The organism is Agromyces tardus, from assembly GCF_003710805.1.
Taxonomy (GTDB): Bacteria; Actinomycetota; Actinomycetes; order Actinomycetales; family Microbacteriaceae; genus Agromyces; species Agromyces tardus.
Window position 1 is genome coordinate 1 of the sequence record NZ_RHHB01000002.1, and the last position, 20,377, is coordinate 20,377.

Genomic DNA, 20,377 nt, shown 5'->3' on the forward strand with positions numbered 1-20,377 from the left:
ATCTGGGGAGCCGAACGGCGGCGCGGGCGTGCCGGGCACCCCGGCCCGGGCGGCGTCGCGCCAGGCGGCGCGCCATGCGCGTTCGTCGAGTCGCGCGGTCGAGGGGATGCCGGGGCGCAGGTCGACGAGCGGTGCCCTCTCGATGCCGGCCGGGGCCGCGGCATCCGTCGGGGCACCCGTCGCCGCGGTGGCAGCACGGATGCGGCCGCGCTCGAGCTGCGCGACGCGCGTGGACGCCCCCTGTCGCAGCTCGAGGTAGCCCTCGCCGGCGAGCTGGTCGTAGGCGGCCACGACCGAGCTTCGGGCGACGCCGAGCTCGGCGGCGAGCGCTCGGGTCGACGGCACGGGGTCGCCCGGCCGCAGGGTGCCGTCGAGGATGCCGCGGCGCAGCCCCGCGACGAGTTGCTCGCCGACCGGGCGCGTGCCGTCGCGGTCGATGACGAGGAGTGGGCCGTCCATCGCGACCTCCCGACTGGACTGTGCGGATCGCTGCGTACTAGTGCGAGCAACGTACCAGTGCGGCGCGCAACCACCAACCGGCCGAGGGCGCCCGGGGCGCAGGGAGCGGCAAACACTGGACTGCCGATACCTGCGCGTACTGGTCTACTCGGCGTACCAGTTCGGGTCGAGACTGACAAGGTGACCACGACGCAGCCCACCCAGACCATGCCCCTCGGATCCGACCGCCGCATCCGCCGCCTCGCCGACCGGCAGGTGACCGACCGCGCGGCGCTGTACGCGCTGCTCGACGAGGAACTCGTCGGGCACCTCGCTGTGACGATCGCGCGCGAGAGCGCCTCGGCGGCTCCGATCGTCGTGCCGATGGGCTACGCCCGTGTCGGCGACCAGGTGCTGCTGCACGGCTCGACCGGCGGCGGATTCGCCCTGCGCGCGGCATCCGCTCGCAGCACCGTCGCCTTCGCGGTGACCGCGCTCGACGGGCTCGTCTACGCGCGGTCGCTGTTCGACAGCTCGATGAACTACCGCAGCGCGGTCGTGCACGGGGTGCTCGAGCCGGTGCCCGACGACGAGGCGGATGCCGCGCTGCTGGCCCTCAGCGAACGGCTGATGCCCGGGCGGCCGGCCGAGGTGCGCGCGACCGTGCGCAAGGAGACCGCCGCGACGCGCGTGCTGCGCCTCGCCCTCGACGACGTCGTGATGAAGGCGCGCTCCGGCGGACCCTCCGAAGCGTCCGGCGACGGCGAGGATCCCACGGTCTGGGCCGGCGTCGTGCCGCTCCGCCGGGCGTTCGGAGCACCCGTCCCCTCAGTGCTGACCCCTGCGGGTACGCCCCTCCCGGATTCGGTGCTCGCTCTGGCGACCGGGTCGTCCCGTTCCGAGACCATCGAAGCAGTGAAAGGAGGTGCGTGATGTTCGCGACCATGCTCGTACTCGGCCTCATCGCCGGCGCTGGAATCGTTGCGGGACTCGTGCAGTTCCGACGTGACGGTTACCGCCGTACGCCGACGCTGGCCCCCTGAGCCCCGGTCGGCCGAGTCGCCGGCCCGCCCGTCCGACGGATGCCGCTCCACGGAGCCGCTCCGCCACGGACCCGCCGCCCTACCCGGACATCCCACCTCTCGAGCGTCGAGCTCGATGCCGCACCTCAGACGCCCGCGCGCGGCTCTGAGCCGTCGCCTGAGCCTGATGCGCGCAGAAATACGGCGTTCGCCCGAGGAACCCGGGGTGCCTTAGGGAGCATCCTCGGATCATCGGGTCGGACCCAGGAGGAGATCATGCAGTACTCGGCAGCATTCGTCGCACAGCACGGGCACCAGGCCGACGTGCACCGCGCCGAAGCAGCACTCGCACACCGTCGCAGCGCCTCGGAGCGCGCGGCGGACGAGCCGGCCCCCGCGCGCCAGCGCGTGCACTGGTGGAGCCGTCGCCCGCAGCACGCACTGCGGCTGGCGCCCCGGTGAGCAGCAGCGCATCGCGCGACATCGCATCCGTCACCCCGCCCGTCCCCGGGCGGGGTGACGCTGTCGGTGGGTCGTGGCACGATGACATCGTGACCAGCTCCCCGTCGAGCCCGACGATGATCGGGCGCGACTCCGAACTCGCGCGGCTGAACGAACTCCTCGAGGGCGCTCGATCGGGTGCGCCGTTCACGATCGTGATCGGCGGCGAGGCGGGCATCGGCAAGACCCGGCTCATCCGTGAGTTCGAGCGCGGGCTCGCGCCCGACGTGCGGCTCCTCGCGGGGCAGTGCGTCGACCTCGGCAGCGTCGCCGCCCCCTACGCTCCGGTCAAGACGGCACTGCGCACCCTCGTCGCCGAGGTCGGCGCCGACCAGGTGCTCGAGGCGGTCGGGCCGGGGCGGGCAGCACTCGTGGCGCTCCTGCCCGAGCTCGCGGCATCCGGTTCGGCGGCCGACGCGGGTGAGATCGTGATCGCCGCCGGCGGCGCGGGCAGCGGTCAACTGCACGAGGCCATCGCCGTGCTGCTCGAGACCTTCTCCCGCGAGCGCACCACGGTGTTCCTCATCGAAGACCTCCATTGGATCGACGCGGCGAGCCTCGCGCTGCTGCGGTTCCTCATGCGCGCCCTCGGGTCGAGCCGCGTGCTCACGGTGCTCACCTACCGCAGCGAAGACGTCACGCGCGGCCATCCGCTGCGCGGCTTCCTCTCCGAGGTCGAACGCGATCGCTGGGTCGAGCGTCGCGAGCTCGGGCGGCTCACGCGCAACCAGGTGCGCAGGCTCGTGCGATCGCTCATCGTCGACGAGTCCCCGAACGAGCGCGTGCTCGACACCGTCTTCACGCGCAGCGACGGCGTGCCCTTCTTCGTCGAGGAGCTCGTCGGCATCGACGGATGCCGCGACGAGGGCTTCGTGCCCGACACGCTGCGAGACCTGCTGCTGGCCCGCTACGAGCGGCTGCCCGAGTCGGCGCAGGAGCTGCTCCGGCTGCTCTCGACGGGCGGCGTGCGCGTCTCGCACGCGATGCTCTCGGCGGTGTACCGCGGCAGCGACGACGAGCTCGATGCCGCCGCCCGCCAGGCGGTGCACTTCGGCGTGCTCACCATCGACGGCGACGACTACGCGTTCCGGCACGCCCTCGTGCGCGAGGCGATCCTCGCCGACCTGCTCCCCGGCGAACGGGCGCGATTCCACGCGCGCTACGCCGAGGCGTACGAGGCGCAGGGCGCCGCCGGCACCCGCCGTGTCGCGGCCGAGATCTCGTTCCACTGGCTCGGCGCCCACGACGCCGTGCGGGCGTTCCCGGCCACGATGCAGGCCATGCGCGAGGCGCGTGCGGCCGCCGCCTACGCCTCGGCCGCACAGCTCGGTGAGCGCGCCCTCAGCCTGTGGGACGTCGTGCCCGAACCCGAGGCCGTCGCCGGCATGACCAAGCTCGAGCTCATGGGACGCACGGCCTCGCACCTGCGGAATGCGGGCGAGGGCGAGCGGTCGCTCGCGCTCGTGCGGGCGGCACTCGCGGAGTGCCCTGAAGACGATCCGCAGTACCCGCGCCTGCTTCGCGACAAGGCGCTCTACCTGGCGAACGTCGGCCGGCCCGGGTCGATCCCGTTGCTGCAGCAGTCCCTCGAGGCGCTCGAGTCGCGCATCGACGCGGGCGACGAGCCCGCCCGCGAGCTCCGGGTCACGGTGCTCACGGCGCTCGCCGGGCGGCTCATGATCGAGGCGCGACTCGACGAGGCCGTCGAGACGGCCGAGCTCGCCCTCGCGAGTGCGCTCGAGCTCGGTTCGAGCCGTGCGGCGTCGGTCGCGCTCAACATCGCCTCGGTCAGCCGTGCCGCGCTCGGCCAGGTCGACCGGGGGCTCGCCGGTCTCGAGCAGGCGCGCGAGCTCGCCGCGGGCGACGGCAGCGCGCTGTTGCGCTACTGGGTGAACGCCTCCGACCTGTACTACCTCATCGGCGACTTCCCCGAGGCCGTGCGCCTCGCAGAGGAGGGGCTCGCGCGAGCACGCGAGCAGGGCGTCGAGCGCAGCTCGGGCGTCATCCTCGCGTCCAATGCGGTCGATCCGCTGTTCGCGCTGGGCGAGTGGGATCGCGCGGCCGCGCTCATCGAGCGCGCGCTCGCGCTCGACCCGCCCGCGCCGTTCCGCGTGTACCTGCAGCGCGCCAAGCTGTGGGCACTCGTCTGGCGCGGTGAGCCCGAGCGGGCGGCGGAGCTCTTCCGCGCGGTGCGACCGTCGATGGTGCACGTCATGGAGGTCGAGATGCAGACGCGGCTCGGCGTCGGCCGGGTGGGCGCCGAGATCGCGCTCGCCGTCGGCGACGTCTCCGCCGCGTGGCGTGAGGTGCGCGTCATCCTCGGCGAAGCGCAACGTCCGCTCGCCGGCTACGCCCTGCCCTACCTCTGGGTCGCCGCCCGGGTCGTCGCGGCGGCACGTGATCGTCCCGAATCGGTGCCCGACGCCGAACGCGAGGAGATCCTCGCGGCCGAGGAGGGGTTCCGCGCCCTCATGGTCGACCTCGGCTTCTGGCCCACGCAGCCCGTGTGGCACGCGTTCTTCGAAGCTGAGCTCGCGTCCGATGCGGTGGCCTGGCGCCGTGCCGTCGGGGCCGCCCGCCAGCCGAGCGCCCGCGGGTTCCTCCTGCCCTACGCTCTCCTCCGGCTCGGTGAGGCCGAACTCGCCGCGGGCGACCGACCGGCCGCGAAGGAGGCGCTGCAGGCGGCCTTCGACTCGGCCGTCGCCGGCGGTGTCACCGCGGTGCAGTCCCGCGCAGCACGCGTCGCGATGGCCGCGGGCGTCGCCCTCGACGGAGCCAGCGCGGGCGACGCGGGCGGCGGGGCATCCGGAGTCGCCGGCAGTGACGACCCGGCCGACGCCACCGCCGAGCTCACGGCGCGCGAGCGACAGGTGCTCGAGCTCATCGCGCGGGGTCTCAGCAACCGGCAGATCGGCGAGCGGCTGTTCATCAGTGGCAAGACCGCGAGCGTGCACGTCTCGGCCATCCTGAGAAAGCTCGGTGCATCCTCCCGCACCGAGGCCGCCTTCCTGGCCCGCGCGTTACGGTGAAAAGCGCCCGCGCACGGCGGGCGCACCGGCATCCGAGGGGCAGATCCAGCATGACGCTCGACACCATCCCGTTCCAGACGACGACCGGCGAGTCCACGTCGCTCGCCGCCTACCACGGACAGGTCAAGCTCATCGTGAACGTCGCCTCGCGGTGCGGCCTCGCGCCCCAGTACGAGCAGCTCGAACAGCTGCAGCGCACCTACGGCGACCGGGGGTTCACGGTGCTCGGCTTCCCGAGCAATCAGTTCCTGCAGGAGCTCTCGACGAACGAGGCCATCGCGGAGTACTGCTCGACGACGTGGGGCATCACGTTCCCGATCTTCGACCGCGTGCGCGTCAACGGGCGCTCGGCGCATCCGCTGTACACCGAGTTGAAGAAGACGCCGGATGCCTCCGGCAAGGCCGGCCGCGTCGTCTGGAACTTCGAGAAGTTCCTCGTGGCGCCCGACGGCACCGTCACTCGGTTCCGCCCGAACGTCGTGCCCGACCATCCCTCGGTCATCGCCGCCATCGAGGCGGCGCTTCCTGCGTCGTGGGCGCCGAGCGCGGCCGACGCCGCGGTCTCGGACTCGGCCGGGTCGTCGTCGCAGGAGCAGGTGGCGTCGTAGCGGGGTGCGCCGGCGCTCGCCCGGCAGGCTGACTGTCGGGTCTCGGGCCTCGGGCGGCGGGTGGCTGGGGGCGGGGAAAGGGGAGACGATGGCGTCGCGCAGCTTCGAGCCGGGCGCGTTCGAGTTCTTCGACGAGCTCGCCCGGAACAACTACCGGGAGTGGTTCCAGGCGCATCGCGCCGACTACGAGCGGCTCGTGCGCGAGCCGCTCGAGCGGATCGCCGCCCGAGCTCAGGAGGCGTACGGGCCCGCGCACGTGATGCGGCCGAACCGCGACATCCGGTTCAGCGCCGACAAGTCGCCCTACAAGGCCAACGCGGCGATGTCGGCGGGGCGCAGCGCGGCCGTCTACCTCTCGGTGAGCGGGTCGGGCATCGAGGTGGGCGGCGGCCTGTACCAGCCGACACGCGACCAGCTCGCCAAGGCGCGAGCGGCGATCGCCGACGACGGCGTGCCCGCGCGGGAGCTCGCCGCGATCGTCGCCGACCTCACGGCGGCGGGCTTCGAACTGGCCGGCCCGCCGCTGAAGACCGCGCCGCGCGGCTTCGACCGCGACCATCGGCACATCGACCTGCTGCGGCTCACCCACTACGCCGCGCTGCGCTCGCTGCCGCGGGATGCCACCGACCGCATGATCGACGACGCGTGGCAGCAGGTCGCGCCGCTCATCGCGTGGGCCGACGCCCACGCCGGCGTCGCGCGCGATGATCCCGCCCGGCGGTAGCCGCCGGTAGCCGCCGGTAGCCGCCGGAGTCTCAGGGAGGAAGTGCGGGCCTCGGGCCGCTCCGCGACGAGGGGTCGATCGGCCCTATGACGGCGCCGGGCAACCGCGATGCTGGGTGCATCGGCCCGATCGCGGAGGAGCGGCCCATGCGCACCCGGAGGATCATCGGACTCGTCATCGCGATCGTCGCGCTGCCGCTGCTCGTCGTCGGCCTCATCGATCCGCTCGAGGGCGGCATCGCGCTGCTCGGAGCCATCGCGCTCGGCATCGTCGCGTGGCTGGCGTCGCGCGTGCCGATTCCGAGGCTCGCGTGGATCGCGGCACTCGCGACGGTGGTGCTCGGAGCGATCACGCTCGGGATCGCCATCTTCTCGGTGCCCGTCGAGACGGGTCCCGACACGGTCGCGGCACCCCTGAGCGGCGGCCTCGTCGTGTGGAACTGGCTGTATCGCGTCGGCGTGCTCGTGACCGTGGCGGGCTGGGTCGTCTACCTCATCCGGCTCGTCAAGACGCTGCGCGCTCCGGCGGTGACGCGGTGAGCACCCCGCCGGCCCCGGAGCCGGACCGCCAGCCCACGAACGTCCCTGAGCGGAAGGGATCGTGGTCCGCGACGCCGTCCCGGCCGATCGGCTGGGTCGCACTCGTGGCCGCGGTCATCGGGCTCGGCTAGTGGATCGTGCTGCCGCTCATCACCACGCTCTTCCGCGAGATCTTTCCGATCACCGACACCTACCTCATGCCCGTGATCGGCTCGGTGCTCATCGCGATCGCGGCGGTGGTCAACGTCATCGCACTGTGGCCGGCGCGGCAGCGCAACGTGCTGAACCTCCTCGCCACGATCCTGACGGTGCCCGCGGCACTGTTCTTCCTGACCTTCGTGATCGGCGAGGGCGTCGCCGGGGCGTGAGCGCGGGCGGCGGGCGCCGCTGGCCCCCCTCGTTGGCGTCGACGTGCCGGTCGATTCTCTCCATGTCGCTCATGTGACCAGCGCCTCACATGAGGCGAAGCTCACAGGAGTCACGGGGACACTGTCTCCCGACGTCAGTGACTTCGCCAGGGCACGCCGTGCCGCGCTGAGGGCCCGTGCCGCGGCATCCGCTCAGCCGACCGGCGTGAACCCCCGCGCCACCTCGATGAGGATGCGCGCGCCGTAGCCCGTCGCGCCCTTCGACCGCCACGCGTCATCCGCGTCGCTCTGCATCGTGCCCGCGATGTCGAGGTGCGCCCACGGGGTGTCGCCCACGAACTCCGCGAGGAACAGCGCCGCCGTCGCCGCGCCGGCGTACGGTCCGCCGAGGTTCGAGATGTCGGCGATGTCGGAGTCGAGCTGCTTGCGGTACTTCTTCTCGAGCGGCAGCTGCCATGCGGGCTCGTCGGTCGCCACGGCGGCGTCGCGCAGCCGGTCGACGAGCGGCTGGCTCGTGCCGAACACCGCGGCGGTCGAGGCGCCGAGCGAGACGAGCGCCGCGCCCGTGAGCGTCGCGATGTCGATGATCGCGTCGACGCCGTCCTCGGTGGCGAGCACGAGGCCGTCCATCATCGCGAGGCGGCCCTCGGCGTCGGTGTTCTTCACCTCGACGGTCTTGCCGCCGCGCGCGGTGAGCACGTCGCCGAGCTTGTACGCCGAGCCCGAGGGCATGTTGTCGGTGCACATCAGCCAGCCCGACACCGTCGCGGTCGCGCCGAGGTCGCGCAGGGCGGTGAAGGCCGCGAGCACGGATGCCGCGCCGCCCATGTCCATCTTCATGAGCAGGTGCATGGGGTCGCTCGGCTTCAGGCTGATCCCGCCCGAGTCGTACATGATGCCCTTGCCCACGAGTCCGAGGTGCCCGGTGGACTCGCCCGACGGCGTGTACCGGAGCTTGACGAGCCGCGGCTCCTCGGCGCTGCCGGCGTTCACGCCGAGCAGTCCGCCGCAGCCCATCTCGATGAGCTGCTGCTTGTCGTACGACTCCACGTGGAACCCGAAGCGCCCGCCGAGCTGCTCCGCGACCTCCGCCATGTCGGTCGCGGTCAGGTGACTCGGCGGCGTGTTCGCGAGGTCGCGTGCGACGGCGGTGGCGCGGGCCGTCACGAGGCCGGTGGCGATGCCGGCGGATGCCGTGCCCGCGTCGACCCCGTCGAGGTGCAGCTCCACGCGGCCCAGCCGGGACTCGCGCGGCTCCGACTTGAGCGCGTCGTACCGGTAGCGGGCGAGCAGCGCACCCTCGGTGAGCGCCCGGGCCGCCGACTCCGCGTCGACCCCGCCGAGCGACGGCACCCGCAGCCCGACGTTCGAGGCCTTGGGCACGGCACGCACGAACGCGGCGGCCGCGTCGCGCACCGCGGCATCCGTCAACTCGGCCGCCGGCCCCAGTCCGACGATCACGATGAGCGTGGGCTCGGGGCGGGCCAGCACGATCGACGTGCCCGCCTTCGCCTCGAAGCCCGCGCGCGCGAGCGCCTCGCGGTCGAGTGGCACGCCTTCGGGCAGGTCGCCGTCGGAGTGCACGAGCACGCCGAGCGCGTCGAGCGCGCCCGCGCCGAGTTCGTCGACGGCGACGACCTCGACGGCGTCGGCCGCGGCGAGCGACGGCACGGGGGTGAACTCCGCGGGGATGAGCTTGTTCGGGCTGCGGGTCATGCGCCGGCCTCCAGTCGGTCGGGATCGACGACTGCGTCGATCGGGTCGTCGTCGTCGGGTTCGAGCTTCTCGGGAAGTTCGCCCTTGCGGTAGCCGGGCATGCGCATGGCCGGCACGATGGCGAGCAGCGAGAGCAGGGCCAGCCCGAGCAGCGAGATCTGCAGTGCGCGCAGGCGGGCGTCCTCATTGATCGCGATCGCGGCGGCCGTCTCGGCGTCGGTCGCCGACGTGTCGGCGAGCACCGCCTCGAGCTGCTCGTTCGTGAGGAAGTCGGCCTGGTTGATGTTGACCTGGCTGATCAGCTCGTCGCTGATCTCGGGATGCTCGGCCGCCGACGTCGCGAGCGTCGAGGCGAGGATGCCGACGGCGAACGCCGTGGCGACCGCGATGCCGACCGAGCCCGAGAGGTTGTGCACGAGTCCGCGCCACGCGCCGACGTCGCCCGCGAGCTGCTTGGGCGCCGCGGAGAGCAGCGTGTTGAACACGAGGGCCACGATCGACCCCTGGCCGAGACCGAGCAGGATGAGGCCGATGACGACGAAGACCTGCCCCCAGTCACCGCGCACCGTGAACGCGAGCAGCGTGAGCGCGAGCGCCACCACGATGAAGCCCGCCGTCGCGAGCACCCGGGGGCTGAAGCGCCCGTACAGGTAGGCGATGAACGTCGACGCCACGAAGATCGACAGCGTGTAGGGGATGATCGAGAACGACGTCTCGATGCCCGACAGGCCCTGCACCACCTGCATGTACAGGGGGATGAGGAAGTTGGCCGCGGTGCCGACGAAGAGCATCGTGGCCATGCAGGCCGTGACCGCGCGCTCCGCGCCGGTGGCGAGCACGCGCAGGTCGAAGATGCGGGGCTTGCCCGCGGCGCCGCGACGGCGAAGCCAGAGGAAGAACGCCTGCCCGACGACGAGGCCGAACACGATGAGCACGGGCGCCGGCGAGATGCCGAGGATGTCGAACGGGGCCTGCGCGGTGGCGTTCCAGACGCCCCACGTGTTGAGGCCCGAGAACCCGAAGCTCAGCAGGATGATGGCGACGGCGGCGAGGATCGCGCCCGTCCAGTCGATCGTGAGGCCCGGCTGTGGCGGCACCTTCTTGAGGCGGAAGCTGAGCAGCAGGTTGACCGCGCCGAGCGCGACCATGAGCGCGAACGACCAGCGCCAGCCGATGGTGGTGGCGAACGTGCCGGCGATGAGCAGTGCGAGCACGCCCGCCGCGGGGATCGCCGCCGCGAGGAACCCGATCGCCTTCGCCTGCGTGTCGCCGTGGTAGTTCGTGGCGATGAAGACCGTGAGCGCGGGGGCGATGAGCGCGATGACGGCGCCCGACGACGCCTGCGCGATGAACAGCACCGCGGGGCTCTGCGCGAGCGCCACGCCCGCCATCGCGAGCGCGTGGATCGCGACGGCGATCTGGAAGACCCGGCGTGTGCCGAAGCGCGCCCCGAGCTTCGCACCGAGCAGGATGAACGCCGCCATCGAGAAGGTGCCCGCGGTGATCGCGATGCCGACCGAGGAGGCCGCGGTGTCGAGGTCGCCGGTGATCCCGGCCATCGACACCGTGAGCGCGTTGACGGCGAACGACGCCTGGATCTGGGTGAGCACCACCACCGCCAGCGGCAGCCACGACGCCTTCACCGCGGCATCCGCCACGCCCGTCGCCGTGCCGCCGGACGCCTGCGCGTTCGAACTCATCTCGCCCCCCGCTCGACCGAGCCACGCGCGTCGGCGGGGCCACAGAACCGACAGTAGCCCCGAAACGCGCGGGCGCGGTATCCACCGAATGGGTGGTTCCGGGCGGATGCCGCGCCGCTAGTCTGAGCCAATGGATCCGGTGGCGACCACGCTGGTCATCCTCGTGCTCGCCATCGTGGCGTTCCTGTCGAATCGCGTCCCCCTGGGGATCGTCGCGATCGGCGTCTCGGTCGCGCTGTGGGCCACCGGCATCCTCGACCTGGGGCAGGCCCTGTCCGGTTTCGGCGACCCGACGGTCATCTTCATCGCGAGCCTCTTCGTGGTGAGCGAGGCGCTCGACTCGACGGGCGTGACCGCGTGGGCCGGGCAGCAGGTCATCGGGCGGGCCGGCACGAGCCGCACCCCGCTGCTCGTCGTGGTCTGCGTGCTCGTGGCCGCCGTCACGGCCCTCATCAGCGTGAACGGCGCGGTCGCGGCCCTGATCCCCGTGGTGGTGGTGGTCGCGACGCGCGCGGGCATCGCCCCGTCGCAGATGCTCATGCCGCTCGCGTTCTCGGCCCACGCGGGCTCGATGCTCGCGCTCACCGGTACGCCCGTGAACATCATCGTGAGCGAGACGGCGGCGGATGCGGGTGCCCGCCCGTTCGGCTTCTTCGAGTTCGGGCTCGTGGGCGTCCCGCTCCTCACGGGGACCCTGCTCATCATCGCCGTGTTCGGACGCCGGCTACTGCCAGAGCGGGCGCCGACGAGCCTGCCGCAGGACGTGACCTCGCATGCTCGCACACTGCGCGAGCAGTACGCGCTGCCCGAGGGCACCGAGCTCATCGGCGTGCGCGAGGGCGCGACCGAGGTCGTCGTCGCGCCGCGGTCGGAGCTCATCGGGCTGCACCTGTTCCCCGGCATGGCCACGCCGAGCGGCGACCTCGTCGTGGTCGCGGTGCAGCGCGCGGGGGAGGACCTGCGCGGGCCCGACGCGACGCTGCAGGCCGGGGACACGCTGCTGCTGTCGGGTCCGTGGGAGCTGCTCGAGCGCAACACGTCCGGCCCCGACGTGCTCGTGGTGGAGGAGCCCTCGCGGGTGCGCCGGGGCGTCCCGCTCGGGGCGGGCGCGAAGCGCGCGATGGTGATCCTCGGCGTGATGGTGCTGCTGCTCGCCACGGGCGTCGTGCCGGCCGCGATCGCGGGGCTGCTCGCGGCATCCGCCCTCGTGCTCACCCGCGTCGTGACCCCGAAGCAGGCCTATCGCAGCGTCTCGTGGACGACGGTGGTGCTCGTCGGCGGCATGATCCCGCTCTCGACCGCATTCGTCGAGACCGGCACGGCCGACGTCATCGCGAAGGGACTGCTCGACGTGGTGGGGGACGGATCGCCGTACCTCGCGCTGCTCGCGATGTGCCTGCTCACGATGGTGCTCGGCCAGCTGATCTCGAACACGGCGACGGTGCTCATCGTCGCCCCGATCGCGGTCGTGATCGCCGCCGACCTCGGCGTCTCGGTGCTGCCGTTCATGATGGCCCTCGCCGTGTCGGGCGCGGCGTCGTTCCTCACGCCGGTCGCGACGCCGGCGAACACGATGGTGCTCGAGCCGGGTGGCTACCGGTTCGGCGACTACTGGAAGCTCGGCCTGCCGCTGCTGCTGCTGTTCCTCGCGGTGGCGGTGCTCTACGTGCCGCTGGTCTGGCCGTTCTGAGTCGGGAGCTCGCCCAGCGGGCCGGCCGCGGGTCGTCGAGACGGCCCGCGCACGCGGCCTCGCGCCTAAGCTTGGGGTGAGCCGCGCCCCCAGCTCGACGCATCGAGCGCGCGGCAGATCGGGAGCATCGTGGAGATCTTCGAGGGATGGCCGTTGCCCGTCGCGGTGGCCGCGCTCTTCGTGATCGTGCTCCTGCGCGCGGGCGGTACCTACGCGATCGGGCGCGGATCCCGCGCCGGCGTGAAGCGCCTCCTCGAGCGCCGCGGGCGGATGGCGCCGAAGTTCGCCCGCGCCGAGTCCGTCATCGGCCGCTACGGTGCGCCGGTCGTCGCGCTCTCGTTCCTCACCGTGGGATTCCAGACCGCCGTGAACCTCGCCGCCGGCGTGATGCGGATGCCGCTGGTGAAGTACCTTCCGGCGCTGGTCGTGGGCGGCCTCATGTGGGCGACGCTCTACGGCGTGCTCGGGCTCGCCACGATCAACGCCGTCGTGGCCGCGGCGCAGCGGAATCCGCTCGGGGCCGTGCTCAGCGGGCTGGCGGTCGTGGGGCTGCTCCTGCTCGTCGAGCTGTTCACGCGGCGGGCCCGCGCGATCGGCGGTGCCCGATCCGAGGCGGGTGGCCGATCCGGCACGGCCGGCCGGCCGGTCGCGTCCGACGAGGACGGGGCGTCGTCGCAGGCCTGAGCCTGCCGTCGGCGAGCGCGGGATGAGCGAACGGTCGCGGAGGCCCAGGCTCCTCCGCAGCGTGGCGTGCACCGCGGGGATCGCGGGATGCGTCTGGGCCGCCGCGGTGGCGGCACCCGCGGCCGCGCACGAGGGCCGGGCCGAGCACGTCGCCGTCGCGGCACCCGCCTCGCCGTCGCCGGACACGACGCCCGACGCGCCGCCCGACCCGAGCCTCGATGCCACGCCCGTCCCCGAACCGACCGAGCCCGGCGCACCCGAGGCGTCCGTGTCGCCGACGCCCACGGAACCGGGTGAGACGGCGCCCGAGACGACCGCGCCGGCGGTCGAGACGCCGAAGCCCGAGGACGCGGCGCCGAGCGAGACCCCGACGCCGATCCCGGGATTCGCACCCGTCGACCCGGCGCTCGCCGCAGCGGGCGGATCGGCGATCTCGTGGCTCATCGCCGCGTGCGTGCTCGTGGCCGGCGCGATCGTGCTGCTCGCGCTGCGCCGTCGCGGGGAGCAGGACATCACGTCGAGCGCCCGCCTCGCGGAATGGACGGGATCCCGCCCCGTGGTGCCGTCGGGCGCCCCCGACCCCGCGGCGACCCTCGCGGCCGCGGAGTCCGTGGGCGAGGCGATGATCGACGCCGGCTACTCCGTGGTGACGGTGCGCCAGGTGCTCGACGACGTCGCGAGCGTGAACGGCCTGCCGTCGAGCGAGGTCGTCGTGTTCCCGACGGCGCTGCTCGTGTCCGCCCGGGGCGACGGCGAGCTCCGCACGGGCGCCGTGACGAGCGGCGAGAGCAAGCTGCTCCTCGCGCAGGTCGACCACCTGCAGCACACGGTCGATGCGGCGCGAACGGGCGTGCTCGATCCGGCGTCGACGCTCGAGCGAATCCGGATCATGCGCGAGCTGCCCCCGCCCTTCACCGCCGTGCAGCGCGTGCTCGGCTACGCCCTCCTCAGCGTGGGCCTCTCGGTGCTGCTGGGCGCCTCGTGGGCCGGAATCGCGCTGTCCGCCGTGCTCGGGGCGGGCGTGGGCACCCTGCTGCTCGTCGGGGAGCGGGTGCCGCGCCGGTACGGGGCGCTCCTCACGGTGGCGATCTCGTTCGGTGTCTCGCTCACGGTCTTCCTGCTGCTGCGCGGTCCGTTCGGTCCCGACATCCTGCCGGCGCTCATCGCACCGCTCGTCGTGCTCCTGCCCGGGGCGCTCCTGACCACCGCGGTGATCGAGCTCTCGACCGGGCAGATGATCTCGGGCGCGGGGCGGCTCGCCGCCGGGGCGATGCAGCTCGTGCTGCTCGCCGCCGGCATCGTCGTCGCCGGCGCCCTCGTGGGCGTCCCCGGGTTCGACCTCGAGGAGCAGCCCGACCTGCTCGGCCCGGTCGCGCCGTGGATCGCGGTCGCGGTGTTCGGCGTCGGCATCGTCGTGCACCAATGCGCGCCGCGGCGGTCGCTGGGCTGGATCCTGCTCGTGCTGTACATCGCCTACGGCGCCCAGGTGCTCGGTGACATCTTCCTCGGCGGCGTGCTCTCGGCGTTCGTGGGCGCATTCGTGGTCACGCCCGTCACCGCGATCGTGGCCCGCCAGCCGCGGGGGCCCGCGGCACTCGTGAGCTTCATGCCCGCGTTCTGGCTGCTCGTTCCGGGCGCGCTCGGTCTCGTGGGCGTCGCGAGCGTGCTCACCGGCGATGCGAACGGCATGAACACCCTCGTCACGACGATCTCGACGATGGTCGCGATCGCGCTCGGCGTGTTGGCGGGCTCCGCCGTCTCGTACCGGATGAAGCGACCGGCGCTCTGACGGCGGCGCGTCCGAGCCTCAGGCCGCGAGCTGGGGATCGGGCTCGCGCGAGGGCTCGGCCTCGGAGGTGTCCGACCCTCGGGCCGCTACTGCGTCGATGAACCGGATGAACACCGAGATCCAGCCGAAGATGATCGAGAACGCCAGCAGCTCGAACGCGGTGAGGTTCCAGTAGCCGACGGGCTCGAACAGCACGGCCCCCGCGAGGAGCACGGCCGCGGTGGCGCCGCAGAAGACGAAGAACCGCCGCGGCATCCCGCGCAGCACCCACGGCGACGAGAACAGCAACGCGAGGAACGTGAGCGACATGCCGATCGCGCAGGAATTGTGCACCGCCATGTTCACGTCGAGCGGGAACAGGCCGACGCCGGCGAGGAGCACGCCCATCACGATGAACACGACCGAGACGGCCATCGGCGCCCAGGGGTGCACGAGCACGCCCTGGCGCACCAGGGTCACGAGGTCGCGATTGACGTAGAGCGCGAACGTCGTGACGAAGAGACCGCCCACGATGAGGGCGATGTTGAAGAGCGCACTCGAGAGGTCGTTCGCGGTGCCCAGCTGGCTGAAGTGGTACTCCCACCACCGCGGATCCTGCGATGTCGACATGCTCGCGAGCGTCGACACGGCCATGAACAGCACGAGAAGGGACGCGAGCTTGTTCGTCGTGATCGACGAGACCGAGAGGTAGATCCAGTAGCCCACAAGGCCCGTGGTGACGGCGACGAGGCCCGTCCCGACCCAGACGTCGACCGTGAGCCCCTCGAAGCTGCGCTGGAGCAGCACGAAGGTGCAGACCGTGAGGATCGCCGCGATGATCGCATGCACTGCCGAGACGGTGCCCTCGTCGAGCGAGAACTTCCACGGACGGAGGTCGTGGCGCCATTCCTGCCCGGGGAGGCTGCGAGACCGCCAGTATCCGATGACGCCCAGGGCCAGTCCGGTGAGGAGGGCTCCGGCTGCGGCGACGATGCCGACCGAGAGACCGCCCCACAGCGGCCAGTCCCCACCGGCGAAGAGGACGGCGGCGATCACGCCCATGACCGCCGCCGCGATGGACCCGCCGACGAGGGCCTCGGTCTCGACGGCGAGGCGGCGTTCCGGCGTCGACTCGATGGGGTCCGCGGCGGGGGCCGCATGCGTCGGTGCTGACATGGCCTCATCGTACGACTCGGCGTCGTCGGGCGGCGGCGTCGCGGCCGGAGTCCGCCCGCGCGCCGAACCGTCGCTCAGGTGGGGGTCGCGCCGACCCCGGCCTCCGCCGTCGCCTGGGTGGCGGCGAGCGCGAAGTCGAGCGCCGCCCGTCGCGGCATCCGCCGTCCCCGCTCGCGGGCGGACTGGAACTCCGCCGCGCGGTCCGACGCGAGGATCCGCTCCACGATCGGGAGGTAGGTGACGTTCGAGCGCTGGTCCACCAGCCCGGTGCGGATGCGGACGGTCTCGGCCGCGCCGAACAGCGCACCCGCGCGGTCGATGTCGCCGACGGCGGCCGCGCACGCCGCGAGTCCCTCGAGGGCGTACCCGACGCCGTCCTCGTTGCCGAGCCGGAGCGACAGCTCCAGGTCTCGGACGAAGATGTCGGGGCGCGCCTCGCCGTGCGCGAGCCTGGCCCAGCCGAGGTTCGCGAGCGTGATGCTCTCGATGAAGACGTCCTCCTGGCGCCGGGCGTCCTCCAGGAGGCCCTCGAAGATCTCGATCGCCTGATCGACGTCGCCCTTCGACAGCACGAGGTTGCCGAGAGCGTCGCGGAAGAGCCCCGCGAAGGTGGGATGCTCGTCGGGGGTCACGAGTTCGAGCGCCCGTCGCTGCAGTCCCTCGGCCCGCTCGAAGTCCGGCGGAGTCATCGCGGTGCAGGCGATGGCCAGTGCGGTCAGCGCGCCGCCCTCGCCCAGCTTGTCGCCGACCGCATGGAAGAGCGCGAGGCTCCACTCGATCGGTCCCAGGTCCACCTGCGCCCCCGGCTGCAGCAGGGAGACCCACGAGGTGAGTCCGAGCGCGATGGCCCGCGTGTGGTCGCGCAGCGGCACGCCGGCATGCAGGACGTCCTCCATCCATGCCTTCGCTTCGGGGAACTCGCCTCGGATCCACCAGTAGAGGAAGAGTCGCCAGACGGCGAGGGCCACCGCATCGACCTCCCCCTCGGCGATCATGTGGCGGTAGGCGGCGCGCAGGTTGTCGCGCTCGGCCTCGAGCCTCGTCAGGGCGCCGGCCTGCGTCGGCCCCTGCAGCAGTGGACCGATCTCGCCCGCGAGCTGCAGGTAGTGCTCGCCGTGCGCGCGGCGCACGGCGGCGGCGTCCGGCTCGAGTGCGAACCGCGCGCTCGCGATCTCGCGAACCGGCACGAGCATCGAGTACACCGGTACGCCGTCGTCGGCGTGCAGCCGCAGCAGGCTGCCGTCGACGAGCTCGAGGAGCGGCCCGAGCAGGTCGGCCGCCCAGGGCGCATCCGCGCTGATCGCCTCGACGGCGTCGAGGCTGAAGTCCCCGGCGAAGACGCCCAGGCGCACGAACAGGGCCCGCGCCTCGGGGCTGAGCAGGTCGATGCTCCACTCCACGGTCGCCTGGATGGTGCGCTGGCGCTCGGGGATGTCGCGTGCGGCCGTGACGAGCAGGGGCAGCATCCGGTCGAGCCGTCCGAGCATGGCGGCCGGGGTGAGGGCCCGGATGCGGGCGGCGGCGAGCTCGATCGCCAGCGGCACGCCCTCGAGGGCGAGGCAGATGCGCGCGACGCCCTCGGCGTTCTCGGCGGTCACCTCGAAGCGCGGGTCGGCGGCCCGGGCGCGGTTCAGGAACAGCCGCACGGCGGGCGCCTCGGAGATCGACTCCACGGATGCCCGGGCGGGGTCGGGCGGCAGGCCGAGCGGCTCGACGTCGAACACCCGCTCGCCGCGGATCCGCAGGCGCGCGCGGCTCGTCACGAGGAACGTCGCGTCGGGCAGCTCGTTGAGCAGGGACATCACGTCGGACGCCGCGCTGAGCACGTGCTCGAAGCTGTCGAGCACGATGAGGTCGCGTCGGCCGGCTCGCGCGACGCCGAGCTGCTCGCTCAGGGGGCGGTCGCCGCTGTCGCGCACGCCGAGCTCGCGGGCGATCGCGGGGAGCACGTCGACCGGCTCGGCGACGTACTCGAGCTGCACGAAGGTGACCCGGTCGAACGACTGCCCGGCACTGCGGGCGACCTCGATCGCGAGGCGGCTCTTCCCGATGCCGCCCGGGCCCACGAGGGTGATCACCCGTTGGGTGCGGTCGCCGAGCCAGTCGAGCAGGGTCGCGACCTCCTGCTCCCTGCCCACGGACTCGGTGTACGGCACGGGGATGTGCTCCGGCGCGAGGGCGGGCGCCTCCTCGACGACGGGCCGCGCGCCGACGCGGGCGGCGTCGAACCGCTCGGCGAGCAGCGTCGCGAGGTCGCCCTCGATGAGCTCGGCCAGCTGCTCTGTGGTCGTGAACGGGGTGTACGAGGCGGTGTCGTCGTCGCGGATCCGGTTGAGCAGCTCGGTGAGGCGCTCCTCGCGCTCAGCGGGCTGCTTCAGGTAGATGAGCTTCGGCATGTGCCGTGGAGCGAGCCGGTACTCGTCCTCGAGGCCCGAGATCTCCTCGGCGGGGGCGATCCAGCCGTAGTGCTCCCAGTAGATCCCGACGAAGACGTCGCTCTGCTCGAGGTAGGCGCGGTAGAGCTGCTGCGGCGGATGCGGCCGTGCCCCGAGCTCGAACATGACGGGGGCGAGGTGCAGCCCCTCGATCGCGGCGCGTGCGGCCCGGCGCTCGGGCTCCAGCTCCTTGAGGGTCGAGCTCACGAAGACCCGCAGCCGTTGGTCGGGCGTGCGGATCGGGACCTCGGGCGCGCCGTCCGTCATGGCGAGACCCTCGGTATCACCGGCGTGCATCCCCAGTGGGTGCCCATGCACATATTGTGGAGCGCTCGGACAGCGCCGTCCACCACCCCGAATGGGGAATTCGGTGCGAGCCGGGATGCCGCGGCGTCAGGCGTGCGTCCTCGCGGACCCGCTTGCCGGCGCCGCCACCGTGCCGATCGCCAGGTCGATGAGCGCCTCGGCGGCCGCGCGGCCGTCGTCGGCCCAGCTCGGGTCGCCGGCGATGGCCGCGGAGGTCTGGGCCCCCTCGGCGAGCAGGGAGAGCTGGCGCCCGAGCATCTCGGTGCCGCCGGCCTCGAGGGCCAGCCGCTCGACGAGCGCCTGGAAGTCGGCCTTCTGCTGCCGCACCACGGCGTGCACGGCCTCGGAGGTCGCACCGGACTCGCCGTAGGTGTTGATGAAGAAGCATCCCCGGAAGTCGTCGGTCTCGAACCAGGTGCGCAGGAAGTCGAAGATGGCGAGCAAGCGCCCGCGTGCGCCGTCGGCCGAGGCGAGCGACCGGCCGAGGTCGCGATCCCAGACATGGCGGCGTTCGCCGAGCACCGCCACGACGAGGTCGGCCTTCGACGGGAATACGGAGTAGATGCGCTTGAGCGAGATGCCGGAGGCCGCGCGCACGGCATCCATGCCGACCTCGTGGATGCCGCGCGCGTAGTAGAGCGCGTCGGCGGCCGCGACGATCCGGTCGCGCACCTCGTGTTCATCGATCATTTCGTCATCCCGACTTGAGAACCAGCGTTCTCAAGTGTACATTGAACCGCAGAGAACGAGCGTTCTCAGATTCGGAAGGGATCGGTCATGGCATTCATCACGGTCGGCACGCAGAACAGCACCGACATCGAGCTCTACTACGAAGACCAGGGTGAGGGACAGCCGGTGGTGCTCATCCACGGCTACCCGCTCGACGGTCACAGCTGGGAACTGCAGGCGCGCGAGCTCGTGGCCGCGGGCTACCGGGTCATCACCTACGACCGCCGCGGCTTCGGCGACTCGAGCAAGGTCACCGAGGGCTACGACTACGACACCTTCGCGGCCGACCTCGACGCGGTGCTCACGACCCTCGACCTGCGCGACGTCATCCTCGTGGGCTTCTCGATGGGCACCGGTGAGCTCGCCCGGTACGTGCGCAACCACGGCGCCGAGCGCGTCGCGAAGCTCGCGTTCCTCGCCTCGCTCGAGCCGTTCCTCGTGCAGGCCGACGACAACGCCGAGGGCGTGCCGCAGGAGGTCTTCGACGGCATCGTCGAGGCGGCACGCGGCGACCGATACGCCTGGTACACGTCGTTCTACGAGAACTTCTACAACCTCGACGAGAACCTCGGCACGCGTATCAGCCAGGAGGTCGTGACCGCGAGCTGGAACGTCGCCACGAAGAGCGCGCCCGTCGCCGCCTACGCCGTCGTGCCGAGCTGGATCGAGGACTTCCGCGCCGACGTCGAGGCCGTGCGCGCCGCCGCCAAGCCCACCCTCATCCTGCACGGCACCGCCGACCGCATCCTGCCGATCGACGCCACCGCCCGCCGGTTCCGCGCACTACTGCCCGACGCGCAGTACGTGGAGGTCGAGGGCGCACCGCACGGCCTGCTGTGGACGCACGCGGCCGACGTGAACGCGGCGCTCCTGCAGTTCGTGCAGGCCTGATCGCCGCCCGGCTGCGGAGGGCCGCCCCGCCGGGCTCTCCGCAGCCGACCGGG

The 20,377-nt window shown here is 72.5% G+C and carries 17 protein-coding genes and 1 pseudogene; 12 read left to right on the top strand and 6 right to left on the bottom strand.

Translation table 11 applies throughout. The features are described 5' to 3' along the window. Positions 1-459, bottom strand: a 459-nt coding sequence (locus EDM22_RS01990) for a GntR family transcriptional regulator (protein WP_138708002.1), incomplete at its 3' end; no start/stop codon positions are given. Positions 460-639: 180 nt separating this feature from the next. Here EDM22_RS01990 and EDM22_RS01995 point away from each other — a divergent pair. The 8 genes and pseudogenes from EDM22_RS01995 (at position 640) to EDM22_RS02025 (ending at position 7,229) form a co-directional block, all read left to right on the top strand. After that, on the top strand, positions 640-1,371 hold the full coding sequence (locus EDM22_RS01995; RefSeq protein WP_212591867.1) for a pyridoxamine 5'-phosphate oxidase family protein: 732 nt from the start codon (positions 640-642) through the stop codon (positions 1,369-1,371). Further along, positions 1,371-1,481, top strand: a complete 111-nt coding sequence (locus EDM22_RS19940; protein WP_245989112.1) for a Rax2 family protein — start codon at positions 1,371-1,373, stop codon at positions 1,479-1,481. The genes EDM22_RS01995 and EDM22_RS19940 overlap by 1 nt, the downstream gene beginning before the upstream one ends. A 255-nt stretch (positions 1,482-1,736) precedes the next feature. Continuing rightward, entirely contained in the window at positions 1,737-1,922 is a 186-nt protein-coding gene (locus tag EDM22_RS02000; protein WP_122935388.1) for a hypothetical protein, read from the top strand. 89 nt (positions 1,923-2,011) lie between these two features. Next, positions 2,012-4,990, top strand: coding sequence for a helix-turn-helix transcriptional regulator (locus EDM22_RS02005; RefSeq protein WP_138708003.1), 2,979 nt, complete (start codon positions 2,012-2,014; stop codon positions 4,988-4,990). A gap of 50 nt (positions 4,991-5,040) precedes the next feature. Next, positions 5,041-5,520: pseudogene (locus tag EDM22_RS02010) on the top strand (glutathione peroxidase); the annotation flags it as partial. 166 nt (positions 5,521-5,686) lie between these two features. Beyond that, positions 5,687-6,322, top strand: a complete 636-nt coding sequence (locus tag EDM22_RS02015) for a DUF2461 domain-containing protein (RefSeq protein WP_122935391.1) — start codon at positions 5,687-5,689, stop codon at positions 6,320-6,322. 146 nt (positions 6,323-6,468) lie between these two features. Beyond that, the gene (locus tag EDM22_RS02020) at positions 6,469-6,861 is read left to right on the top strand and encodes a hypothetical protein (protein WP_138708004.1); all 393 of its coding nucleotides are present in this window, start codon (positions 6,469-6,471) and stop codon (positions 6,859-6,861) included. A 137-nt stretch (positions 6,862-6,998) separates the two neighbouring features. Further along, positions 6,999-7,229: a hypothetical protein gene (locus EDM22_RS02025; RefSeq protein WP_122935393.1), complete on the top strand. Its 231-nt coding sequence runs from the start codon at positions 6,999-7,001 to the stop codon at positions 7,227-7,229. A gap of 192 nt (positions 7,230-7,421) precedes the next feature. Here EDM22_RS02025 and EDM22_RS02030 read toward each other — a convergent pair whose 3' ends face one another. Then, complete coding sequence (locus tag EDM22_RS02030; protein ID WP_122935394.1) at positions 7,422-8,945, bottom strand: leucyl aminopeptidase; 1,524 nt, start codon at positions 8,943-8,945, stop codon at positions 7,422-7,424. Continuing rightward, positions 8,942-10,645 (bottom strand): MFS transporter, encoded by a 1,704-nt coding sequence (locus tag EDM22_RS02035; RefSeq protein WP_122935395.1) that lies wholly within the window; start codon positions 10,643-10,645, stop codon positions 8,942-8,944. Before EDM22_RS02035 ends, EDM22_RS02030 begins: the two co-directional genes overlap by 4 nt. Positions 10,646-10,775: 130 nt before the next feature. Here EDM22_RS02035 and EDM22_RS02040 point away from each other — a divergent pair, with 130 nt between their 5' ends. The 3 genes from EDM22_RS02040 (at position 10,776) to EDM22_RS02050 (ending at position 14,808) form a co-directional block, all read left to right on the top strand. Further along, complete coding sequence (locus EDM22_RS02040; RefSeq protein ID WP_122935396.1) at positions 10,776-12,335, top strand: SLC13 family permease; 1,560 nt, start codon at positions 10,776-10,778, stop codon at positions 12,333-12,335. 129 nt (positions 12,336-12,464) lie between these two features. Further along, the gene (locus EDM22_RS02045; protein ID WP_245989113.1) at positions 12,465-13,019 is read left to right on the top strand and encodes a DedA family protein; all 555 of its coding nucleotides are present in this window, start codon (positions 12,465-12,467) and stop codon (positions 13,017-13,019) included. A gap of 61 nt (positions 13,020-13,080) precedes the next feature. Beyond that, positions 13,081-14,808: a threonine/serine exporter family protein gene (locus EDM22_RS02050; RefSeq protein ID WP_122935398.1), complete on the top strand. Its 1,728-nt coding sequence runs from the start codon at positions 13,081-13,083 to the stop codon at positions 14,806-14,808. A gap of 18 nt (positions 14,809-14,826) precedes the next feature. On the opposite strand, the gene EDM22_RS02055 is transcribed toward EDM22_RS02050, so the two are convergent. The 3 genes from EDM22_RS02055 to EDM22_RS02065 all read right to left on the bottom strand — a co-directional run bounded on the left by EDM22_RS02055 (position 14,827) and on the right by EDM22_RS02065 (position 19,394). Next, on the bottom strand, positions 14,827-15,963 hold the full coding sequence (locus EDM22_RS02055) for a DUF998 domain-containing protein (protein ID WP_122935399.1): 1,137 nt from the start codon (positions 15,961-15,963) through the stop codon (positions 14,827-14,829). A gap of 74 nt (positions 15,964-16,037) precedes the next feature. Next, the gene (locus EDM22_RS02060) at positions 16,038-18,665 is read right to left on the bottom strand and encodes an ATP-binding protein (protein ID WP_170963975.1); all 2,628 of its coding nucleotides are present in this window, start codon (positions 18,663-18,665) and stop codon (positions 16,038-16,040) included. Between the two features lie 126 nt (positions 18,666-18,791). After that, positions 18,792-19,394 (bottom strand): TetR/AcrR family transcriptional regulator, encoded by a 603-nt coding sequence (locus tag EDM22_RS02065; RefSeq protein WP_122935401.1) that lies wholly within the window; start codon positions 19,392-19,394, stop codon positions 18,792-18,794. Between the two features lie 87 nt (positions 19,395-19,481). Here EDM22_RS02065 and EDM22_RS02070 point away from each other — a divergent pair, with 87 nt between their 5' ends. Then, entirely contained in the window at positions 19,482-20,324 is an 843-nt protein-coding gene (locus tag EDM22_RS02070) for an alpha/beta fold hydrolase (RefSeq protein WP_122935402.1), read from the top strand. Positions 20,325-20,377 lie beyond the last annotated feature (53 nt).

Coding starts and splice junctions, on each gene's coding strand:
- EDM22_RS02030 (WP_122935394.1), bottom strand. CDS start 8,945: ATGACCCGCAGCCCGAACAAGCTCATCCCCGCGGAGTTCACCCCCGTG.
- EDM22_RS02055 (WP_122935399.1), bottom strand. CDS start 15,963: ATGTCAGCACCGACGCATGCGGCCCCCGCCGCGGACCCCATCGAGTCG.
- EDM22_RS02035 (WP_122935395.1), bottom strand. CDS start 10,645: ATGAGTTCGAACGCGCAGGCGTCCGGCGGCACGGCGACGGGCGTGGCG.
- EDM22_RS02040 (WP_122935396.1), top strand. CDS start 10,776: ATGGATCCGGTGGCGACCACGCTGGTCATCCTCGTGCTCGCCATCGTG.
- EDM22_RS02060 (WP_170963975.1), bottom strand. CDS start 18,665: ATGACGGACGGCGCGCCCGAGGTCCCGATCCGCACGCCCGACCAACGG.
- EDM22_RS19940 (WP_245989112.1), top strand. CDS start 1,371: ATGTTCGCGACCATGCTCGTACTCGGCCTCATCGCCGGCGCTGGAATC.
- EDM22_RS02015 (WP_122935391.1), top strand. CDS start 5,687: ATGGCGTCGCGCAGCTTCGAGCCGGGCGCGTTCGAGTTCTTCGACGAG.
- EDM22_RS02070 (WP_122935402.1), top strand. CDS start 19,482: ATGGCATTCATCACGGTCGGCACGCAGAACAGCACCGACATCGAGCTC.
- EDM22_RS02020 (WP_138708004.1), top strand. CDS start 6,469: ATGCGCACCCGGAGGATCATCGGACTCGTCATCGCGATCGTCGCGCTG.
- EDM22_RS02065 (WP_122935401.1), bottom strand. CDS start 19,394: ATGATCGATGAACACGAGGTGCGCGACCGGATCGTCGCGGCCGCCGAC.
- EDM22_RS02000 (WP_122935388.1), top strand. CDS start 1,737: ATGCAGTACTCGGCAGCATTCGTCGCACAGCACGGGCACCAGGCCGAC.